We start from the raw sequence: 14,835 nt of genomic DNA, 5'->3' as shown, positions 1-14,835 counted from the left end.
CCCGCATACCCCTTGTCGGCTTGCCCGTCACCGCACCCTGGAAGGGCCGCATCGCGGGACCGGTACGCCGGGAACCGGCGTGCCGTCGGCAGATTGGCTTCCCGAGCCGGGGTTGCAACCGGCTGGGAGGAACGCGATGTCGACGGATATCGAGAAGCACAGGGCGCTGCTGGGTGCCCTCAGGGATGCGCAGGGCAAGGGGGACGGCTCCTTCGAGCGGGCCGTGACCGATGCCTTCGAGCATGTCTTTGAACACCTCGGCCGCCTCAACGACCACGTGTCGCTCGGCGGTCCCGATGGCGGCGATCCCCACCTCAAGCCCGGCGAACCCCCGACCTTGCGATAGGGGCCGGGACCGACGGAAGCCGCGAGACGGAAGGGACCGCATGATCACGCTTTACACTTGGTCGACCCCGAACGGCCGCAAGATCCCGATCATGCTGGAGGAGTGCGGCCTGCCCTACACGGTGGTGCCGGTGAACATCGGCAAGGACGAGCAGTTCGCCCCCGACTTCCTGAAGGTCTCGCCCAACAACAAGATCCCGGCCATCGTCGACGACGAGGCCGAGGGCGGGCCGTTATCCGTGTTCGAGAGCGGCGCGATCCTCACATACCTCGCTGAGAAGACCGGGCGCTTCCTCGCCCCCTCGGGGGCTTCCCGCTACAAGGCGCTGGAATGGCTGCACTGGCAGATGGGCGGCCTCGGGCCGATGCTGGGGCAACTCGGCTTCTTCGCGGTACGCTCCGACGAGAAGGCGCCGCTCGCCATCAAGCGGTTCACTGACGAGGCCGACCGCCTGCTGCACGTCATGGACCGGCGTCTAAGTGAGGGGCCGTACCTGGCGGGGGCGGACTACTCCATCGCCGACATCGCCTGCTATGCCTGGACCTTGGCGGCGACGTCCTTTTTGAAGGAGCCGCTTGCAGGCACGCTCGGCAGCGTCCCGAACGTGCATGCATGGCTGGCGCGGGTCGGCGAGCGGCCGGCCGTCATGCGCGGCATGGATGTCCCCAAGACCTGAGCGCCGAAGCCCGTGTTGGCCCGAATGCCAGACAGGGGACCGTCCAACGGCGGAAACGTGTGCCGTCCTTTGCGTTGGCCCGGGCACGGGAGACATCAGGATGAGTGACGGCACCAAACCCGACGACCTGCCGCCGGCGGACGAGGGGACCGGCCTTCCGACGCCGCCAAGCCCGGGGCGGTTGCCGCCACCACACCTGCCGCCGCCCCCGGACGAACGAGGCCCAACTTCCGAAGCGGACGAAGGAGGATGACCGACCGCTCGCGGCGCAAGGGTGGGACGTATGCTGCGGCCGTTGCGGCGCGTTATGCGTCCGACCGGTAGGCTCGTTCCCCCGTCGTCGGTGGCTGCCATGGATGGTGACAGGTCGTTCGGGAACCACTGGCGTTCTCGTGACCTGATCCCGTCCAACGAATTGGGAGCCCCGCATGCGCCTCGCCATCGCTACCATCGCCCTGTCGGGGATGAGCTTCGCCGCAAGTGCGGAAGCGCCAGCGGATGCCGTGGCCATCGGTCCCTGGAAGGTTGAGGCGGTCTCGAAAGGCCCGAAGTTCGAGCGATGCACGATGACTCGGACGACGGATGACGGGGTCGAGGTACGGTTCACCCGTGACGCGGACGGACTCGACCTGACGATGAGCTCGCCGAAGTGGAAGCTCGGGCGCGGGAAGAGCTATCCGGTCGAACTCGCCGCCGGGTCCTCGACGCTGCAGGCGGACGTGGCCGCCTCCGGCAATACGGTGTCGTTGCCGGTGAAGGACGAGAAGTTCCTGCGGTCGCTCAAGCTCGCGGACGGCCTGGACGTGAAGGGCGAGGGCGCGACCATCAAGGTGGCGCTGGACAAGAGCGCGGCCGCCCTCGACCGATTGGAGGCGTGCTACGCCAAGAACGGCTCGGCCACCGAGAGGAACCCGTTCGTGGCGCCGAGCGGGAAGCCGTAGGGGCGACCACGGGCTATGTGGCGGGCGTCTGGCGGTCCGTCATTGACCGGCTTGCGAGGGGTGCCGCCCGCACATCTCGTCGCCCTAGCCGTTCTGCCGCAGGCTTCGGGATACTTCGGATCAACGCACCTTCGAGAGTGGCCGTCTGCCGCCACCGGCGCCATCCCGCGGTTTCGATGGCGAAGCCGCCTTCCGACCCGGTGTGGCCTTGGGCCTCCCGGGCTTCGGCCCGGCGACCTTGGCCGGGGCCTTCGCCTTCGGGGCCGCCGTCGGTGCCTTCGGCTTGGGCGAAGGCTTCGCCCCTGGCGAGCGGGCCGCGGGCTTGACTGGGGCCACGGCGCCCTTGGCCATCTCGGCGCGAACGGTCCGGACGAGCTTGCCGAGTCCCTGGGCGACGTCGAGGAACGCTGCGTCGGCGCTGCGCCATTCGGGCACCGACCGTCCGTCCTCGGGCAGCAGCTTGAAACCGGCGGCCGTGGTCTCCTTCCACCCGCACGGGCGGACCACGACGCCGACGACGCGCATCAGGCCCTTCGCCCTCCGGGTCATCGCGCGGTTGTATTCGAGTTGGCAGTATCGGCTGGAGATGTACTCGGGGCTGAGCAGGGCCACGAGGATATGGGCCTGCCTCAGGGCCCTGGAGATGCCGGCGTCGAGCGCGTCGCCCGGGTCCATCCGCCCGTCGAACCAGGTGCTGACCCCGTCCCTGATGAGGGGCGCGAGATGGGTTTCGAGCTTCGCCCGGGCGGCCGCGTCGACGTGGGAGTAGGAGACGAAGATCCTGACCTCGGGCTTGCCCGTCGGGGTGCGCGCGTTGGCCGCGGCCGCGCCCTGGGCCTTCGGCGTCCGGGGCTTCGGCGCCCCGGATGCGGGGGGCACCTTCGCGGTTCGGGTGCGGTTGCGCGCGGCCATGGTCCCTCCGGAGCGTGACGGCCAAGTCCAGGACAGGATTTTCGGGCCCGTTTTGTTCCCGGGATAGCTGTGGAGGCTCAATGCGATAGCCGTCGTGGGGACGCCTGGCCACCGCTGCGCTGCCCTGGGAGCGGTGCGGGGCACCGGCCTGTCCGGATCGACTCGGAAGGTAGCGCGTACCGGGTGGCGCTACGCGAGTCTTGCTAAGGGTCGTTCGGCCTTCGTTAACCGTGTCCTCGCACCTTGGCGGCCTGCGGAGAGGACCGGGCGATGGCGGGGAAACGGGCTCGGGCGATGCCGGTGAACGACCGCCGGAAGTGGGAGGTCTGGCGGGCGGCCGACGAGATCCGGGCCGAGGGCACGGAGCGGGTGGCCCTGCGGAACGTGTGGGCGCGGGTGAAGCGCAACGCGGGCGTGGCGGGCAACAATCAGGTCGTCGGCGAGCACCTGGCGCAGTGGGCGGAGGACCGCGGCTACAGCCCGGTCATCGAGCTTGCGGGGATACCGGATAAGGTCTCGGCGCACCTCGCCAAGGCCGGCGTGGAGTTGTGGAAGGCGGCGCAAGCCGAGGCGGCGATGGTGCTGGAGCGCGAGCGCGTCCGCATGGCCGAGGCCGTCGCGATCGAGCGCGAACTCCGGAACGAGGCGCTGGGGATGGTCGACGCTCGCGAGGCGGTCATCGAGGCGCAGCGCGCCGAGATCGCGCGGCTGGCCGGCGAGCTCGAACGGGAGAGGAAGCACCTGCACCTCGTCCGGGCGCGCGCCTTCTGGCGGAGGGTGGCGCAGGAGGTCTGGGAGATCCTGCCGGAGCGGGAGCCGATGCACCTGTCCGACATCCTGCCGCGGATCGGGCACGAGTTCGTTAAGGAGGCCGAGGAGCACCCGGGGGAATGGGGGACCGACCTGCTGCGTGGGGTGATCGACCAGCGGGTCAAGTTCAAGAAGCTGTTCGCCGCCGAGGGCTCGGGCCGGTACCGTCGGCGCCGGCCGGAGGACGACGCCGCCTGAGGCGCGGCTAGAAGCGGATGGCCGGGACGAGCGGGCGGAAGTCCGACTGGTAGATGGGCACGCTGAAGACGCACCCGGGGCCGTACCGGCCGGCGAGGTTCTCGTCGGCCTCGCGCTTGAACGTCGGGATGGTGAGCGTCTCGGGGACGCGGTCCGAGATGACGAGGAAAGGCCCCTGCATGATGTCCGGGTGGATCAGCGCCAGGGCGCCGCGGCGCAGCGCGGCCTCGACCTCGACGAGGTAGTCGCGGAACAGCGTCTTGTGGGCGACGATGACGAGCCCGTCGTCGAGCCAGGCGGTGACGAGGCCGGTGGGGGCGTCGATGTCCTCGTCGGCGCGGAACAAGGAGTTCCGGCCCTCCTCCGCGAGCAGGCTGTAGATGTTGATCGGGCGGGCGAACTCGCGCGGGTTGCGCGTCAGGGCGAACACCGTGCCGGCGAGCGGGCCCTTGTCACGATGGTCGTAGAGGGTCCGGCCGGTGAGGGTGGAGGGGTCGATGCAGGCCTCCTGCACGGTCTCGGCGACCGGCAGCACGCCGAGGCGCCGGACCAAGCCCCGCATGCTGCCCTTGTGCTGGGCACCGCCGCCGTTGCCCATGCCGATGGCGAGGAGCTCCTTGTCGACCCCCACCATCACCTGTCGGTCGTACGTCCCGGCGCGCATGGCGTGCTCCAAACCTCTCGATTCGGATGCTAGCCGGCGCCCCGGCAAGGCACAGCGGGTACACCGCGGGCGTCACCGCGTCCCGGTCAGCCTCAGGGGATCAGGAGGAAGACCCGCTCATGGTGCGCTGGACCGACAAGGTGCTCGTATATGCTCACCGTCGTCGCGCTCCCTCGCGTTTGGCCCGTCACGTGTTCAAGCTGGACGTCGTCGCCGAGCCCGAGCGCCGCCCGGGCGACGGCCCTGTAGTCCTTCCGTTGGCCGAGGGCCGCATTGAACTTGTGCCTGTCGTGGCGCGAGCCGTCGTCGTTCCAAGAGACCTGCTTTCCGGCTGCCTTGAGGTGCTTCTCGGCGGCGACGTGGACATGCCGCCGCTGCTTCATCTCGGGGCGCTCCGGGTCGACGCGCTGGTAGAGCCCCCTCACACAGGAGGGCGTCCACCGGCCTTCGTTCAGGTCGCGCCCCAACGAGAGAAGGAGCGCCTCGGACACGTCCACCACGAGCTCGGGGAGCTCGGGCGGTATGTCTGCATCGCGGTCGGCCTCGAAGATCTCTTCCAGCGTCATCGTCGTCCGTACCCCTGCGAGGGCCCCTGGCCCGTTAGGAAGGGGCGGGCCCGAAACTCAGGATATGGGGTCAATCCGACTCAGGTTATGGGGGTCATTTGCAAGTTATGGGTATTTGCACAGCGGCCCGGTCGGCGGCGAGGGGCGGCGCCCAGAGGTAGTTGCCCTCCGCGTCCTTGAACTTGCGGATGGCGCTCTGGGTACGCCGGTTCATCACGAACCGGGCGTTCTGGCGGTAGGCGGCGCGCAGGCCGTAGACCAAATCGAACAGCACGTCCGACGGGTTGGAGGACGCGAAGGCGCCCGACGCGCCGGTGCCGACGAAGCCGAGCTTGCCGGGGGTCCAGGAGGCGTTCGCCACCGTGTCGGAGGCGAGGAACCCCTTCGGACGCCCCTGCCCGTTGCCGGTGACGAAGGCGATTCCCTCCTGCTCCGCGAAGGCCGTCTCGACCTCGCTCGCCAGCCATTCCTCGATATTCACCACCGCGTCGTCGAGGAGCGTCTGGGTCGCCGCGGGCATGGCGTAGAGTTCCGAGGCCGGAAAGGCGACCTGTGCGAGGGCCGGGGCATCGGTCGCGGGGCGGGCGGCCGTCTCCGTTGTCCAGCCGGTCACGGGCGCCCCGGTGCTCACCGCGCGGTTGTACTGCCCGCCGGAGATCTGCTGGACGCTGGCGATGGCGCGGATCGGCGACAGGTTCGCCAGCCGCTGGAGCACCGTCCGCTCCAGCGAGTTCGGCACGAGGTAGCCGCCATCCGGCCCGGAGCCGGCCGACATCGCCTTGGCCTCCAGCCGCTTCAGGCCGCCGCTCTCGCCCGCCCGGACGTAGAGGTCGAAGGCCGCCTTATGCTCCTGCGCCGCGCCGTCCTCATGGGCCTTGCCTTCGGCGAGCGCCGGCCGGGCGCGCTCCAGGCTGAGCCGGTCGAGGCGGGTGCGGGCGGAATCGAGGGCGGCGTCGATGCGCGCGAGCTTCTCCTCCGTCACCACGTCGGTGCCGAGGCGGCCCTCGATCTGGCGCAGGCGCTCGTCGTTGGTCTCCTTGAAGGCCGCGAAGGCGTGGGCGAAGTCGTCGACGGCGGAGCGGACCGGGCCGGTGCCGGCCTTGTTCTCCAGGGGCGGCAGGCCCTGCACGGGCGTGTGGCGGGCCGCGTCCTTGGTCTCAATGGCGTGCTGCGTCATGGGTTGGCCTCGTCTCGGGGGGTGAAGGCGGAAAGGGCGAAAGGGTCAGGCGGCGCGGAACCGGGCCGGCGCCACGAGCCGGGCCAGGCCGCGGATGGCTTCCGGCGTGGGGCCCGAGGCCGCCCGGGCGGAGGGCTGCATCGGAAAGGTGACGACGGAGATCTCCCAGAGGTCGATGCCCTGAAGCTGGCGCGACCCGTCGGCGCCCGGCCTGGACTTGAGGGTGCGGAAGCCGATGGAGAGCCCGTCCAGGGCACCCTCCGCCATCAGAGCGGCGACCTCCCGCGCCCGCTGCACGGCGAGGTTGAGGCGGCCCTCCACGTAGAGGCCGCGGGCATCCTCCCGCAGGTCGAGCCAGCGGCCGATGGGTTCGGCCGGATCGTGCTGGAACAGCATCCGCACGCCGGCCGCACCCCGCCGGGCGAGGCTGGCGGCGAACGCCCCCGGCAGAACCACGTCCCGACCGAGATCGGGCACGCCGAACAGGCTGGCGTAGCCGGTGAAATGGCCATCCATGGGGATTTCCCGGGTGTGGTGGTTGAGGTGGGTGAAAGCCTCGCCGTCTTTGCGAGCGGGAGCGAAGCAATCCAGGGTAGCGGGCCGTCTCCGATCGTGGCGCGTCCCTGGATTGCTTCGCTACGCTCGCAATGACGGGGGATTGCATTCGGCGGGCAGGATCACCCTTCCGGCGATCCCACCGGATATCCCACCGCCTCGCGCTTCTCGGACGCCGTGAGGAAGTCCGCCGCCTGGACCCGGCGCCAAAGGGATTCCCGCTCCGAGGCCAGGGCCTCGATGCGGTCGAGGTCGGGCTCGATCTCGACCATGCCGAAGACCGGCTCCAGCCAGTGCGCGAGGGCTTGGCCCGTGCGGCGGGCCAGCGGGATCAGCGTCTGGCGGTACAGGGCGCGGTTGGCCTCGGCGTAGTTGGCGTGGGTGCTGTCGCCGGGCAGGCCGAGGATCAGGGGCGGCACGCCGAAGGCCAGGGCGATGTCGCGGGCCGCCGCGTTCTTGGCCTCCACGAAATCCATGTCGCGCGGCGAGAGGGCCAGCGGCTTCCAGTCCAGCCCGCCCTCGAGCAGCAACGGCCGGCCCGCATTGCCGGCGCCCTGGTAGTTGGTTTCCAACTCACCCTTCAGCCGGTCGAACTGCGCCTCCGACAGGGACGCCCCGGCGAAGACGAGGGCGCCCGAGGGCCGGGCGGCGTTGTCGAGGAGTGCCTTGTTCCAGGCGGCCGCCGCATTGTGGATGTCGAGGGCGCTCGCGGCCGCCTCGATCGGCGGCAGGCCGCCGTGGTCGTCGCTCGGATGGAACAGCGCGAGGGCGAGGATCGGCGGGACGGGCCCCTCGCCCTGGTCGAAGCGCTGCGCGCGTCCGGCGACGGTGTAGACGTAGGCGGCGGGCCAGCCGTCGGGGCCCGGCACCCTCCGCATCCGGTCGGGCCGCAGGCTCTGCAGGCCGACCACACGACCCTCGGCGGTCACCGCCTGCACGTAGGCCGAGCCCGTGAGCAGGAGGTCGGCATAGATCGTCTCCAGGAAGGCCGTCCCGCTCTCCCGCAGGTTGGGCCGGGCGAGGAGCGCCAGAAGGCCCCTCCCCTCCCCCGCCACCGCCGTGAGCGGCAGGCTCGCGGTCGCCTCGGCCACGAGCCGCACCGACCGGTAGACCACCGGATTGCGCTGGTAACCGACCCGGGCGAGGGAGGCCGGATCGCAGGATGTCCAGGTGGCGCGGCCCTCCGCGTAGAGGGCGAACCCGCCGGAAACCGACTTGGTGGCGGGCGGCGTGGTGGCGGGCTGTTGGGCGAGGTGGGGCGTGCGCGCAAAACCCGCGGCGCGGGCGAACCGGTCGAGGAGGGAGGGCATCACGTCTGCCTTTGGCCGGAGGGGAACGGGCCATCGCCGCGCCCCCGGATCCGCTTTGCCGGCACATCGTCACAATGCCGCACAAGCGTTGTTTTCGGGATACAGCGATGAGGACGATTGTCTTGTAGAGGGATTGTCGTTCGTTTCGGAGACCACGAACCGCCTGGCGGCGTACCCTCGGAGTGGGGTGCGCCGCTTTTGTCTTCTGGTGATCTTTTCATCGCCGTGCCCAATAGGGGATCACACTCGGCGGCAAGGCCATCCATGCCCTCATCCGGGCGGAAGGCGACGGGAATGTTCGGTTACTACTGTCCCTCCCGCACCCGGACCGGGGGACCGTCCTTTAGAGCCCCGGTCGTCCTTGCGGGCGCGGCTTCGTGAACCGCCTCGGTCGGCTCCGGCGCTCGTGCAGTGACGCACTCGCTCCGTTCATGCTGGCCTGCACTGGCGAATTGTTTTTGCAGCGATTTTTCCAGGCTCGGCTGACGCCTGCGTCTGGATCGATGCACTAGAGCCGGCGGATCCTCGGCTCGGTGCGCCCGTCGAGGAGGAGGTGCGTCAGCGCCCAGACGAGGGCGTCGAGCCGGTCCGGCGAGGCGCCGCCCGAAAGGCCGTCCGGCCCGAAATCGCACAGCTCGTCCTCCAGGGCGGGGTATGCGCCGACATGGTGGACGAGTCCCCTCGCATAGAGCAGCGAGACCGGCTCGGCCCGGAGGTACTTGCCCCGGCTCGCCCGCACCGGCACCACCGGCACCGACGGATCGCTCTGGTTGAGGACCGCAGTCGCCATCTCGCCCCCCTGGTTCACCTCGACGATCAGGGCGTCGGCCTCTAGCCGGTGGTAGAGGCCCAGGGCGGTCTCGGCCCAGGCGCGGGGCGTCGCGCGCGGCAGGCTCGCATCCGCCAGCACGTAGCCCTCCCCGCCCCGCCGCCCGGCCGCGACGATCCCGCACGCGTCCGAGCGCGCCCCGGAGGTGGCGGGCGGATCGACGGCGACGACGATCCGCGACAGGTCGGGGGCGGTCGCGATCCGGCCCGCTTCCAGGGTCTCCCGCGTCCAGAGCGCGTCCGGCCGGTCGGCGACGAGTTCACCGTCGAGTTCCTGCCGCCCGAGGCGCGTGCCGGCGTAGCGCCCGACCACCGCCGACAGGAAATCGGGCGCGAGGTTTTCGGCGTTGTCATGAGTGCGAGCGCGGGTGACGACGGTGCGCGGATCGGCGAGCAGCCGCCGGATCAACGGCACCGGGCGGGGCGTGGTGGTGACGAGACTGCGCGGTCGCGCGCCGAGGCGCAGGCCAAATTGCAGCATGTCGAAGGCGGCCTCCGCCCCGCGCCACTTCGCGACCTCGTCGCACCATGCGGCACCGAACTGGGGGCCGCGCAGGGAATCGGCCTCCTCGGCGGAGAAGACCTGCGCCACCGCGCCGTTCTCCCACACAAGGCGCCGGCGGCTCGGCAGCCAGACGGGGCGGGCACGGGACCGGTGCGGCAGGTTGAGCAGGCCGGATTCGCCCTCGACCATCACGTCGCGGACGTCGTGGTACGTCTCGCCCACCAGGGCGATGCGGCCGACGGGCTCCGGCGTGAAGGCCGGATCGCCCCGGGCCAGGGCATCGACCCATTCCGCGCCCGCCCGCGTCTTGCCGCAGCCGCGACCGCCGATCATCGCCCAGGTGATCCAATCCCCGTCAGGCGGCAGCTGGTCGGGCCGGGCCCGGTGCAGCCAGTCCCGATCCAGGGCCCGCAGGGTCTCGGGCGGCAGGGTCGCGAGGAAGTCAGCCAGCTGTCCCGTGGCCGACAAAGCGCTCAAAGCGTCGCGCGATCTCCGCCCGGAGCGCGTCGGGATCGGGGGGTGGGGGAGGGTCGCAAGCGTCACGGGCCGCCTCCTCCCGGTTCCCGCCCCGTCCGGCCTCGCCGGCGAGGTCGTCGAGCAACTTCTTCAGGCCGCCGAGATCCCGCAGGATCCTGGCGGAATCGATGCCTCCCCGCGGATCGCCGGCGGCGGCGTCGAGGGCGGCATCCAAGGCCGCGATCTGCCGACCGATATGCGCGTGGAGCCGGGCGCGCAGCCGTTGCGGATCGGGCGCCTCGCCGGTCCCATCCGGCCGGGACGGCGGACATGCCGCCTTACTGTGGCCCGGCGCGCGGATCGTCAGGAATACGGGTGCCGAGGATCGCGCGAACCCGGCGGCCTCGGCCACGTCCGCGATGTCGACGCCCGGAACGGCGAGCAGGGCGCGGATGGCCGCCTGCCGCCCTGGGAGCATGGCCCGCACCGTCTGCCGGGTGGCCCGGGACGGGCGCAGGCCCGCCCTGCGGCTCCAGGCGCTCACCTGCTGCCAGGAGATGCCGAGCCGGCCAGCGACCTCGTGGACGGTCAGGGGGGAATCCCGCAGGAGCGCCTCCGCCTCCCGCCGCACCGCGTCGGCGCAGCCGATGGATCGATGCATCGCCGCGCCCCTCACACTTCTTGAGCGTGCCTTTTGTCTACCGGACCAGCGTGACGCTGTCAACGATAAAAATCTTTTCTTATGCATTTTTTCTGGGGCGCGTCCTTGCGTTCCGTTGACGGACCCAAGAAAGCCGGAACGTGCCTTCGCGCGGCACGTTGACCGGCGCATCTCCTTCGGCCACCCCAACCCGATCGTGCGAATGAGTAGAGCATGGGCGAAAACCCACCATCGGCTGGCCGTGACGACGCGCAGGTGACGAACCATGCCGGTGCGGCTGTCCTGAGCGCCAGCTTCCGCCAGTTCGCCGACGTGGTGCCGCTCATGCTGTGGCGCTCCGATCAGACCGGCCGTGCCGTCCACCACAACGAGTGCTGGCTGGACTTCACCGGCCGGTCGCTGGAGGAGGAACTCGCCCTCGGTTGGCGGGCGGGCCTGCATCCGGAGGATTTCGAGCGCCATGCCCGGATCGTGGCCGCCGCCTTCGAAGCGCGAGAGCCGTTTACGGTGGAGTTCCGGCTTCGCCGGCACGACGGGGAGTACCGCTGGCTCCTCGACACCGCCCGCCCCCTGGTGGAGGACGGGCGCTTCCTCGGCTACCTCGGCTCCTGCTTCGACATCACCGACCGCAAGTATGCGGAGGAGCACATCGAGCACGCCCTGGCGGAGAAGGAGGCCCTGCTCGCGGAAGTGTACCACCGCGTGCGCAACAACCTTCAGGTGATGGTGAGCCTGATCGGCCTCTACGGCCGGGCGGCCCCGGAGGCCTGCCGGGGCAGCTTCGAGGCCCTGGGGCAGCGGGTGCGCGCCATCGCCCTGGTGCAGCAGCACCTCCACGAGGCGCCCCACATCGCCTCGATCGACCTGCGCGACTACCTGCGCCGCCTCGCCTCCGGCCTCGGCCAGTTGCGCCGGGCGGGTCGGATCGGGGTGCGGGTGGAGGGGTCTGGCAACGGGCTGGTGGAGCCGCGCACCGCCAATGCGCTGGGCATGATCGTCGCCGAGATCGTGGCGGAATGCCTCGATGCCACCGCCGAGACGGTCGCCTGCGCGATCGCCCTGACCATCGACGCCGAACCCGCCATGCCGATGACCGTGACGGTCGTCTCGAATGTCCGGGACGTGGCCGAACCCGGCCGGCAGAACGTGCCGAAGCTCGGCCCGCGCCTGATCGCGGCCTACGCCTCCCAGGCCGAGATCGCCGCCTCCGGCGAGGCGACGGAGGCGAGCCCCCTCCGCCTGCAGCTTCCCCATCCGAGCGGGGGCATCGGCGCCTGACGCCCGGCTCCCCCACCGGCGACACCGAGACGGGTCGCCGCCGCCGCCGACCGGGTCTATACGGTCGGCCTGTCTTGAGGCCCTCCACCCATGCTTCCGCCCATCGCCACCATCATCGACAACTTCGAGATCGTCGAGGACGAGGACATGCGCCTCGAATACCTCATCGAACTCGGCCGGGCCCTGCCTCCGCTGCCGGAACCGCTCCGCACGGATGCGAACCGCGTCCATGGCTGCGAGAGTCAGGTCTGGATCGATACCGGCGTGGAGGAGGAAGGCGGGGCGCCGCGCCTCAGGCTCCAGGGCTTCAGCGACTCGGTCATCGTGCGCGGCTTCGTGGCGCTGATGGTCGCCCTTTACACCGGCAAGTCGCCGAAGGAGGCCGCCGGGATCGACGGCCTCGACCTGTTCCGGCAGCTCCATTTCGGCTCCCACGTCACGTCGAAGCGCTCGAACGGCGTCCGGGCCATGGTCGAGCGGATCCACCGCGACGCGGTGCGGCTCGCCGCCTGAGCGGTCCCCCGGCCCCTCAGGCCGACAGCCGCCACAGGCGCATCCGCGCCGTCTCCGGCCCCGTCGCCTCGCGCTCCAGGCCGTAGTGCTCTGCCAGCCGCCCGAGGGCGATGCGGACCACCACCTTCGCGGACCGGGCGGGCCAGCGGCGCTCCGCCTCGATCCGCTCCAGGCCCTTCAGGAAGCCGCAGAAGTCGAGGAGCAGGCTCGACAGGTCGGTGCCCACCGCCGCCAGGGCGGCCCGGACGCGCTGACGCGCCGCGATGGCGGTGTCGGAGCCAGCCGCCGGATCGCGGGCGCCCCCGCCATCCACCCGCTGCCCGCTCCATTCCATGCCCATCCGGGGCAGCATCAGCGCCTGGGTGATGTCGCGGCGCAGGCGCTCGCCCGCCTCGAACTCCACGGGGTCGATCATTGGACGCCCGTCCCGGTCGCGGCGGCGGGCCATCCAGGCGAGGGGGCTCTCGGCGCCGTCGCGCAGGGGCGGCTCGCTCCCTCCCCGACCCTTCACAGGATCGAGGTGCTGGGCGCGGAACGCGTCGACCTCCCCGCCGGCCTCCCGCCGCAGGCGCGCGCGGCCGGGTGCCGTAACGACGAGGCGCCCGTTCTCCTCCGCAGCGAGATCCGCGGCGACGAGTTCCGCCCCCGCCCCGGCGCCGAAACGCCCGCCCCCGAGGGACACCCCGTGCCCGCTGCGGCGGACGATCCACGCCTCGTCGTTCGCGGGATCGCGCAGTGCATGGGCGCCCGCCTCCCCGAGGGCCGCGAGCAGCCGGGCGGCCTCCCTCTGGAGGGGCTGCGGCTCCGGCCCACGCCGCCGGGGATAACCCGCCGCGTCGGGCTTGGAACTCGGGGCTTTGTTCATGATATGTTCCATTTCACGGTCGACGTGGAGCGGCACCGACCATGACCCGCATCTGATCCTATGTCAAGATTATATTCTGTCAGATCGACACCTCGGGTTTGCAGCCGAGTGGACCCCGGGGTGGCAGTAAGGCGACCGGGCCGCCCCGGTCCGACGCGGAGACGACCGCCATCGCGGGTGATCCGCGGAAGCCGACACCGGCGTCCCCGGGCGTCGAGCCAAACGGCGGCGTCGGCCGAGTTCAAAATCGCAACGCAGGGACGATGGCCGTTGGCTCGCTCGCCCGAACGAGGTGAGGGCACCGGAGCACCCGCGCAACCTGGGTCGAACTCGGAGACCGCGCTCGCTCGCCATCGCGAGCGCAGCCCCGCCATCCATGGCGGGGGCCGTCTTGAGATAAGGCGGCCGCCCGGACTGGTTCGCTTACGTTCGCAAGGACGGTGGAGCGGACGCGATCCGGACATCGCGGAAAAGGCCCTACCGCGGGCGCTTCGGCGGATGGCGGAGAACCTCGGCGATCTCGTCCTCGGACTTGCCGCGCACGGCGTAGCCCATGGCCTCGAACCGGTCGAGGAGCGGGCCGCTGGTGGTGGCGGAGCGGGCGGCCCAGTCCGCCAGGAGGTCGTTCACCCGCGCGAGATCGACCGGCTTGTCCTCGTCGGGTTCGGGATGTTGCGCCATCGGGTCACCTCGCGCGATCGCCGGGCGCGGATGCGCCGGGTCATCGCCCTGTTCAACACGGATCGGCGCAAACCGTGCCGCCACGCAGCTCCGGCCGCCGCCCGAACGGTGCGCCAGGGGGCGCAAGGGGGTGCGGGCGGCGGGGAGTGCGGGGTGCCTAAGCCGCCTGGAGCACACCCTCGCGCGGCTGGCCGAGGCCGATCGCCTTGGCGAGGTCCGAGCGCGCGCGGGCATAGTTCGGCGCGACCATCGGATAATCGGCGGGCAGGCCCCACTTGGCGCGGTACTGCTCGGCGCTGAGATTGTACTTCGCGCGCAGGTGCCGCTTCAGGGATTTGAAGCTCCGGCCATCCTCGAGGCAGATGATGTAGTCCGGCGTGACCGACTTCTTGACCGGAACGGCCGGCTGGAGCGGGCCGGCGGGCGCCTTCGCCACGGGCTTGCCGGTCGCCACGCCGACCAGGGCGCTGTGCGTGCTCTCGATGAGGCTCAGCAATTCGGCCGGCGCGACCGTGGTCTTGCTGATGTAGGCGGAGACGATATCAACAGTCATCCCCACGCAGCCCAATGAATTTTCCGATTTCGACATCTCGCTTAACCCCCGAAATTTGAAGTTTTTGATTTGACGAAGATCCTTGAGATCTTCTTAGAAATATCCGAACGAAATCAGCTCACACATCCGTGTCCTGGAAGCGTTGCGATCGACCATCAACATGCCCGCGTCGGGCATGCCGTGATTGCTATAGTCGGAATAAGCGGTCACTGCAAGATATTGATCCATTCCTGCGCCAAATTGATTGGTATCGCTCACGTCATCGTGGCCTCTATTGATCCTATAGCTGCAATTTCTACAAGATATCTACTTTGGGTTGCTTACACGCATGGCGCGAAAC

The 14,835-nt window shown here is 70.4% G+C and carries 18 protein-coding genes; 6 read left to right on the top strand and 12 right to left on the bottom strand.

Annotated elements, in window-relative coordinates:
- Nucleotides 1-136 precede the first annotated feature (136 nt).
- The 3 genes from MFF06_RS13005 to MFF06_RS12995 all read left to right on the top strand — a co-directional run bounded on the left by MFF06_RS13005 (nucleotide 137) and on the right by MFF06_RS12995 (nucleotide 1,963).
- A complete protein-coding gene (locus MFF06_RS13005; protein WP_238204439.1) occupies nucleotides 137-346 on the top strand; it encodes a hypothetical protein in 210 nt (69 codons plus the stop codon).
- Nucleotides 347-386: 40 nt separating this feature from the next.
- Nucleotides 387-1,022 carry a glutathione S-transferase family protein gene (locus MFF06_RS13000; RefSeq protein WP_238204437.1) on the top strand — a complete coding sequence of 212 codons (636 nt, stop codon included), beginning with the start codon at nucleotides 387-389 and terminating at the stop codon, nucleotides 1,020-1,022.
- Nucleotides 1,023-1,450: 428 nt separating this feature from the next.
- Complete coding sequence (locus tag MFF06_RS12995) at nucleotides 1,451-1,963, top strand: hypothetical protein (protein ID WP_238204435.1); 513 nt, start codon at nucleotides 1,451-1,453, stop codon at nucleotides 1,961-1,963.
- Between the two features lie 120 nt (nucleotides 1,964-2,083).
- Here MFF06_RS12995 and MFF06_RS12990 read toward each other — a convergent pair whose 3' ends face one another.
- Entirely contained in the window at nucleotides 2,084-2,875 is a 792-nt protein-coding gene (locus MFF06_RS12990) for a toll/interleukin-1 receptor domain-containing protein (RefSeq protein ID WP_238204433.1), read from the bottom strand.
- Nucleotides 2,876-3,145: 270 nt separating this feature from the next.
- On the opposite strand from MFF06_RS12990, the gene MFF06_RS12985 reads away from it, so the two are divergent.
- A complete protein-coding gene (locus MFF06_RS12985; protein ID WP_238204431.1) occupies nucleotides 3,146-3,883 on the top strand; it encodes a DNA-binding protein in 738 nt (245 codons plus the stop codon).
- A 7-nt stretch (nucleotides 3,884-3,890) separates the two neighbouring features.
- On the opposite strand, the gene MFF06_RS12980 is transcribed toward MFF06_RS12985, so the two are convergent.
- The 7 genes from MFF06_RS12980 to MFF06_RS12950 form a co-directional block, all read right to left on the bottom strand.
- Entirely contained in the window at nucleotides 3,891-4,547 is a 657-nt protein-coding gene (locus MFF06_RS12980) for a hypothetical protein (protein WP_238204429.1), read from the bottom strand.
- Nucleotides 4,548-4,639: 92 nt separating this feature from the next.
- On the bottom strand, nucleotides 4,640-5,113 hold the full coding sequence (locus tag MFF06_RS12975) for a DUF6367 family protein (protein ID WP_238204427.1): 474 nt from the start codon (nucleotides 5,111-5,113) through the stop codon (nucleotides 4,640-4,642).
- Nucleotides 5,114-5,207: 94 nt separating this feature from the next.
- Nucleotides 5,208-6,290: a phage major capsid protein gene (locus MFF06_RS12970; protein WP_238204425.1), complete on the bottom strand. Its 1,083-nt coding sequence runs from the start codon at nucleotides 6,288-6,290 to the stop codon at nucleotides 5,208-5,210.
- Nucleotides 6,291-6,335: 45 nt separating this feature from the next.
- Complete coding sequence (locus MFF06_RS12965) at nucleotides 6,336-6,806, bottom strand: HK97 family phage prohead protease (protein ID WP_238204423.1); 471 nt, start codon at nucleotides 6,804-6,806, stop codon at nucleotides 6,336-6,338.
- A 161-nt stretch (nucleotides 6,807-6,967) separates the two neighbouring features.
- On the bottom strand, nucleotides 6,968-8,155 hold the full coding sequence (locus MFF06_RS12960) for a phage portal protein (protein WP_238204482.1): 1,188 nt from the start codon (nucleotides 8,153-8,155) through the stop codon (nucleotides 6,968-6,970).
- Nucleotides 8,156-8,663: 508 nt separating this feature from the next.
- Nucleotides 8,664-9,956 carry a DNA-packaging protein gene (locus MFF06_RS12955; protein ID WP_238204480.1) on the bottom strand — a complete coding sequence of 431 codons (1,293 nt, stop codon included), beginning with the start codon at nucleotides 9,954-9,956 and terminating at the stop codon, nucleotides 8,664-8,666.
- Entirely contained in the window at nucleotides 9,931-10,605 is a 675-nt protein-coding gene (locus MFF06_RS12950) for a hypothetical protein (protein ID WP_238204415.1), read from the bottom strand. The genes MFF06_RS12955 and MFF06_RS12950 overlap by 26 nt, the downstream gene beginning before the upstream one ends.
- Nucleotides 10,606-10,818: 213 nt before the next feature.
- Here MFF06_RS12950 and MFF06_RS12945 point away from each other — a divergent pair, with 213 nt between their 5' ends.
- On the top strand, nucleotides 10,819-11,883 hold the full coding sequence (locus tag MFF06_RS12945; protein WP_238204412.1) for a sensor histidine kinase: 1,065 nt from the start codon (nucleotides 10,819-10,821) through the stop codon (nucleotides 11,881-11,883).
- Nucleotides 11,884-11,973: 90 nt separating this feature from the next.
- Nucleotides 11,974-12,396: a SufE family protein gene (locus MFF06_RS12940; protein ID WP_238204411.1), complete on the top strand. Its 423-nt coding sequence runs from the start codon at nucleotides 11,974-11,976 to the stop codon at nucleotides 12,394-12,396.
- A gap of 16 nt (nucleotides 12,397-12,412) precedes the next feature.
- Here MFF06_RS12940 and MFF06_RS12935 read toward each other — a convergent pair whose 3' ends face one another.
- From MFF06_RS12935 to MFF06_RS12920, 4 genes are all read right to left on the bottom strand, one after another.
- Complete coding sequence (locus MFF06_RS12935; RefSeq protein ID WP_238204408.1) at nucleotides 12,413-13,261, bottom strand: DUF6456 domain-containing protein; 849 nt, start codon at nucleotides 13,259-13,261, stop codon at nucleotides 12,413-12,415.
- A gap of 477 nt (nucleotides 13,262-13,738) precedes the next feature.
- Nucleotides 13,739-13,942 carry a hypothetical protein gene (locus tag MFF06_RS12930; protein WP_238204406.1) on the bottom strand — a complete coding sequence of 68 codons (204 nt, stop codon included), beginning with the start codon at nucleotides 13,940-13,942 and terminating at the stop codon, nucleotides 13,739-13,741.
- 157 nt (nucleotides 13,943-14,099) lie between these two features.
- Nucleotides 14,100-14,531: a Ros/MucR family transcriptional regulator gene (locus MFF06_RS12925; protein ID WP_238204404.1), complete on the bottom strand. Its 432-nt coding sequence runs from the start codon at nucleotides 14,529-14,531 to the stop codon at nucleotides 14,100-14,102.
- A gap of 57 nt (nucleotides 14,532-14,588) precedes the next feature.
- Nucleotides 14,589-14,753: a hypothetical protein gene (locus MFF06_RS12920; protein WP_238204402.1), complete on the bottom strand. Its 165-nt coding sequence runs from the start codon at nucleotides 14,751-14,753 to the stop codon at nucleotides 14,589-14,591.
- Nucleotides 14,754-14,835 lie beyond the last annotated feature (82 nt).

It is taken from the genome of Methylobacterium aerolatum (genome assembly GCF_022179085.1).
Classification (GTDB): Bacteria; Pseudomonadota; Alphaproteobacteria; order Rhizobiales; family Beijerinckiaceae; genus Methylobacterium; species Methylobacterium aerolatum.
This window is presented reverse-complemented; position numbering and strand designations above follow the sequence as displayed.

Bases quoted from the DNA above. Each gene is read 5' to 3' on its own strand.
- MFF06_RS13000 (WP_238204437.1), top strand. From the start codon at position 387: ATGATCACGCTTTACACTTGGTCGACCCCGAACGGCCGCAAGATCCCG.
- MFF06_RS12950 (WP_238204415.1), bottom strand. From the start codon at position 10,605: ATGCATCGATCCATCGGCTGCGCCGACGCGGTGCGGCGGGAGGCGGAG.
- MFF06_RS12960 (WP_238204482.1), bottom strand. From the start codon at position 8,155: ATGCCCTCCCTCCTCGACCGGTTCGCCCGCGCCGCGGGTTTTGCGCGC.
- MFF06_RS12985 (WP_238204431.1), top strand. From the start codon at position 3,146: ATGGCGGGGAAACGGGCTCGGGCGATGCCGGTGAACGACCGCCGGAAG.
- MFF06_RS12930 (WP_238204406.1), bottom strand. From the start codon at position 13,942: ATGGCGCAACATCCCGAACCCGACGAGGACAAGCCGGTCGATCTCGCG.
- MFF06_RS12990 (WP_238204433.1), bottom strand. From the start codon at position 2,875: ATGGCCGCGCGCAACCGCACCCGAACCGCGAAGGTGCCCCCCGCATCC.
- MFF06_RS12970 (WP_238204425.1), bottom strand. From the start codon at position 6,290: ATGACGCAGCACGCCATTGAGACCAAGGACGCGGCCCGCCACACGCCC.
- MFF06_RS12945 (WP_238204412.1), top strand. From the start codon at position 10,819: ATGGGCGAAAACCCACCATCGGCTGGCCGTGACGACGCGCAGGTGACG.
- MFF06_RS12995 (WP_238204435.1), top strand. From the start codon at position 1,451: ATGCGCCTCGCCATCGCTACCATCGCCCTGTCGGGGATGAGCTTCGCC.
- MFF06_RS12925 (WP_238204404.1), bottom strand. From the start codon at position 14,531: ATGTCGAAATCGGAAAATTCATTGGGCTGCGTGGGGATGACTGTTGAT.
- MFF06_RS12965 (WP_238204423.1), bottom strand. From the start codon at position 6,806: ATGGATGGCCATTTCACCGGCTACGCCAGCCTGTTCGGCGTGCCCGAT.
- MFF06_RS12940 (WP_238204411.1), top strand. From the start codon at position 11,974: ATGCTTCCGCCCATCGCCACCATCATCGACAACTTCGAGATCGTCGAG.
- MFF06_RS12935 (WP_238204408.1), bottom strand. From the start codon at position 13,261: ATGAACAAAGCCCCGAGTTCCAAGCCCGACGCGGCGGGTTATCCCCGG.
- MFF06_RS12975 (WP_238204427.1), bottom strand. From the start codon at position 5,113: ATGACGCTGGAAGAGATCTTCGAGGCCGACCGCGATGCAGACATACCG.
- MFF06_RS13005 (WP_238204439.1), top strand. From the start codon at position 137: ATGTCGACGGATATCGAGAAGCACAGGGCGCTGCTGGGTGCCCTCAGG.
- MFF06_RS12980 (WP_238204429.1), bottom strand. From the start codon at position 4,547: ATGCGCGCCGGGACGTACGACCGACAGGTGATGGTGGGGGTCGACAAG.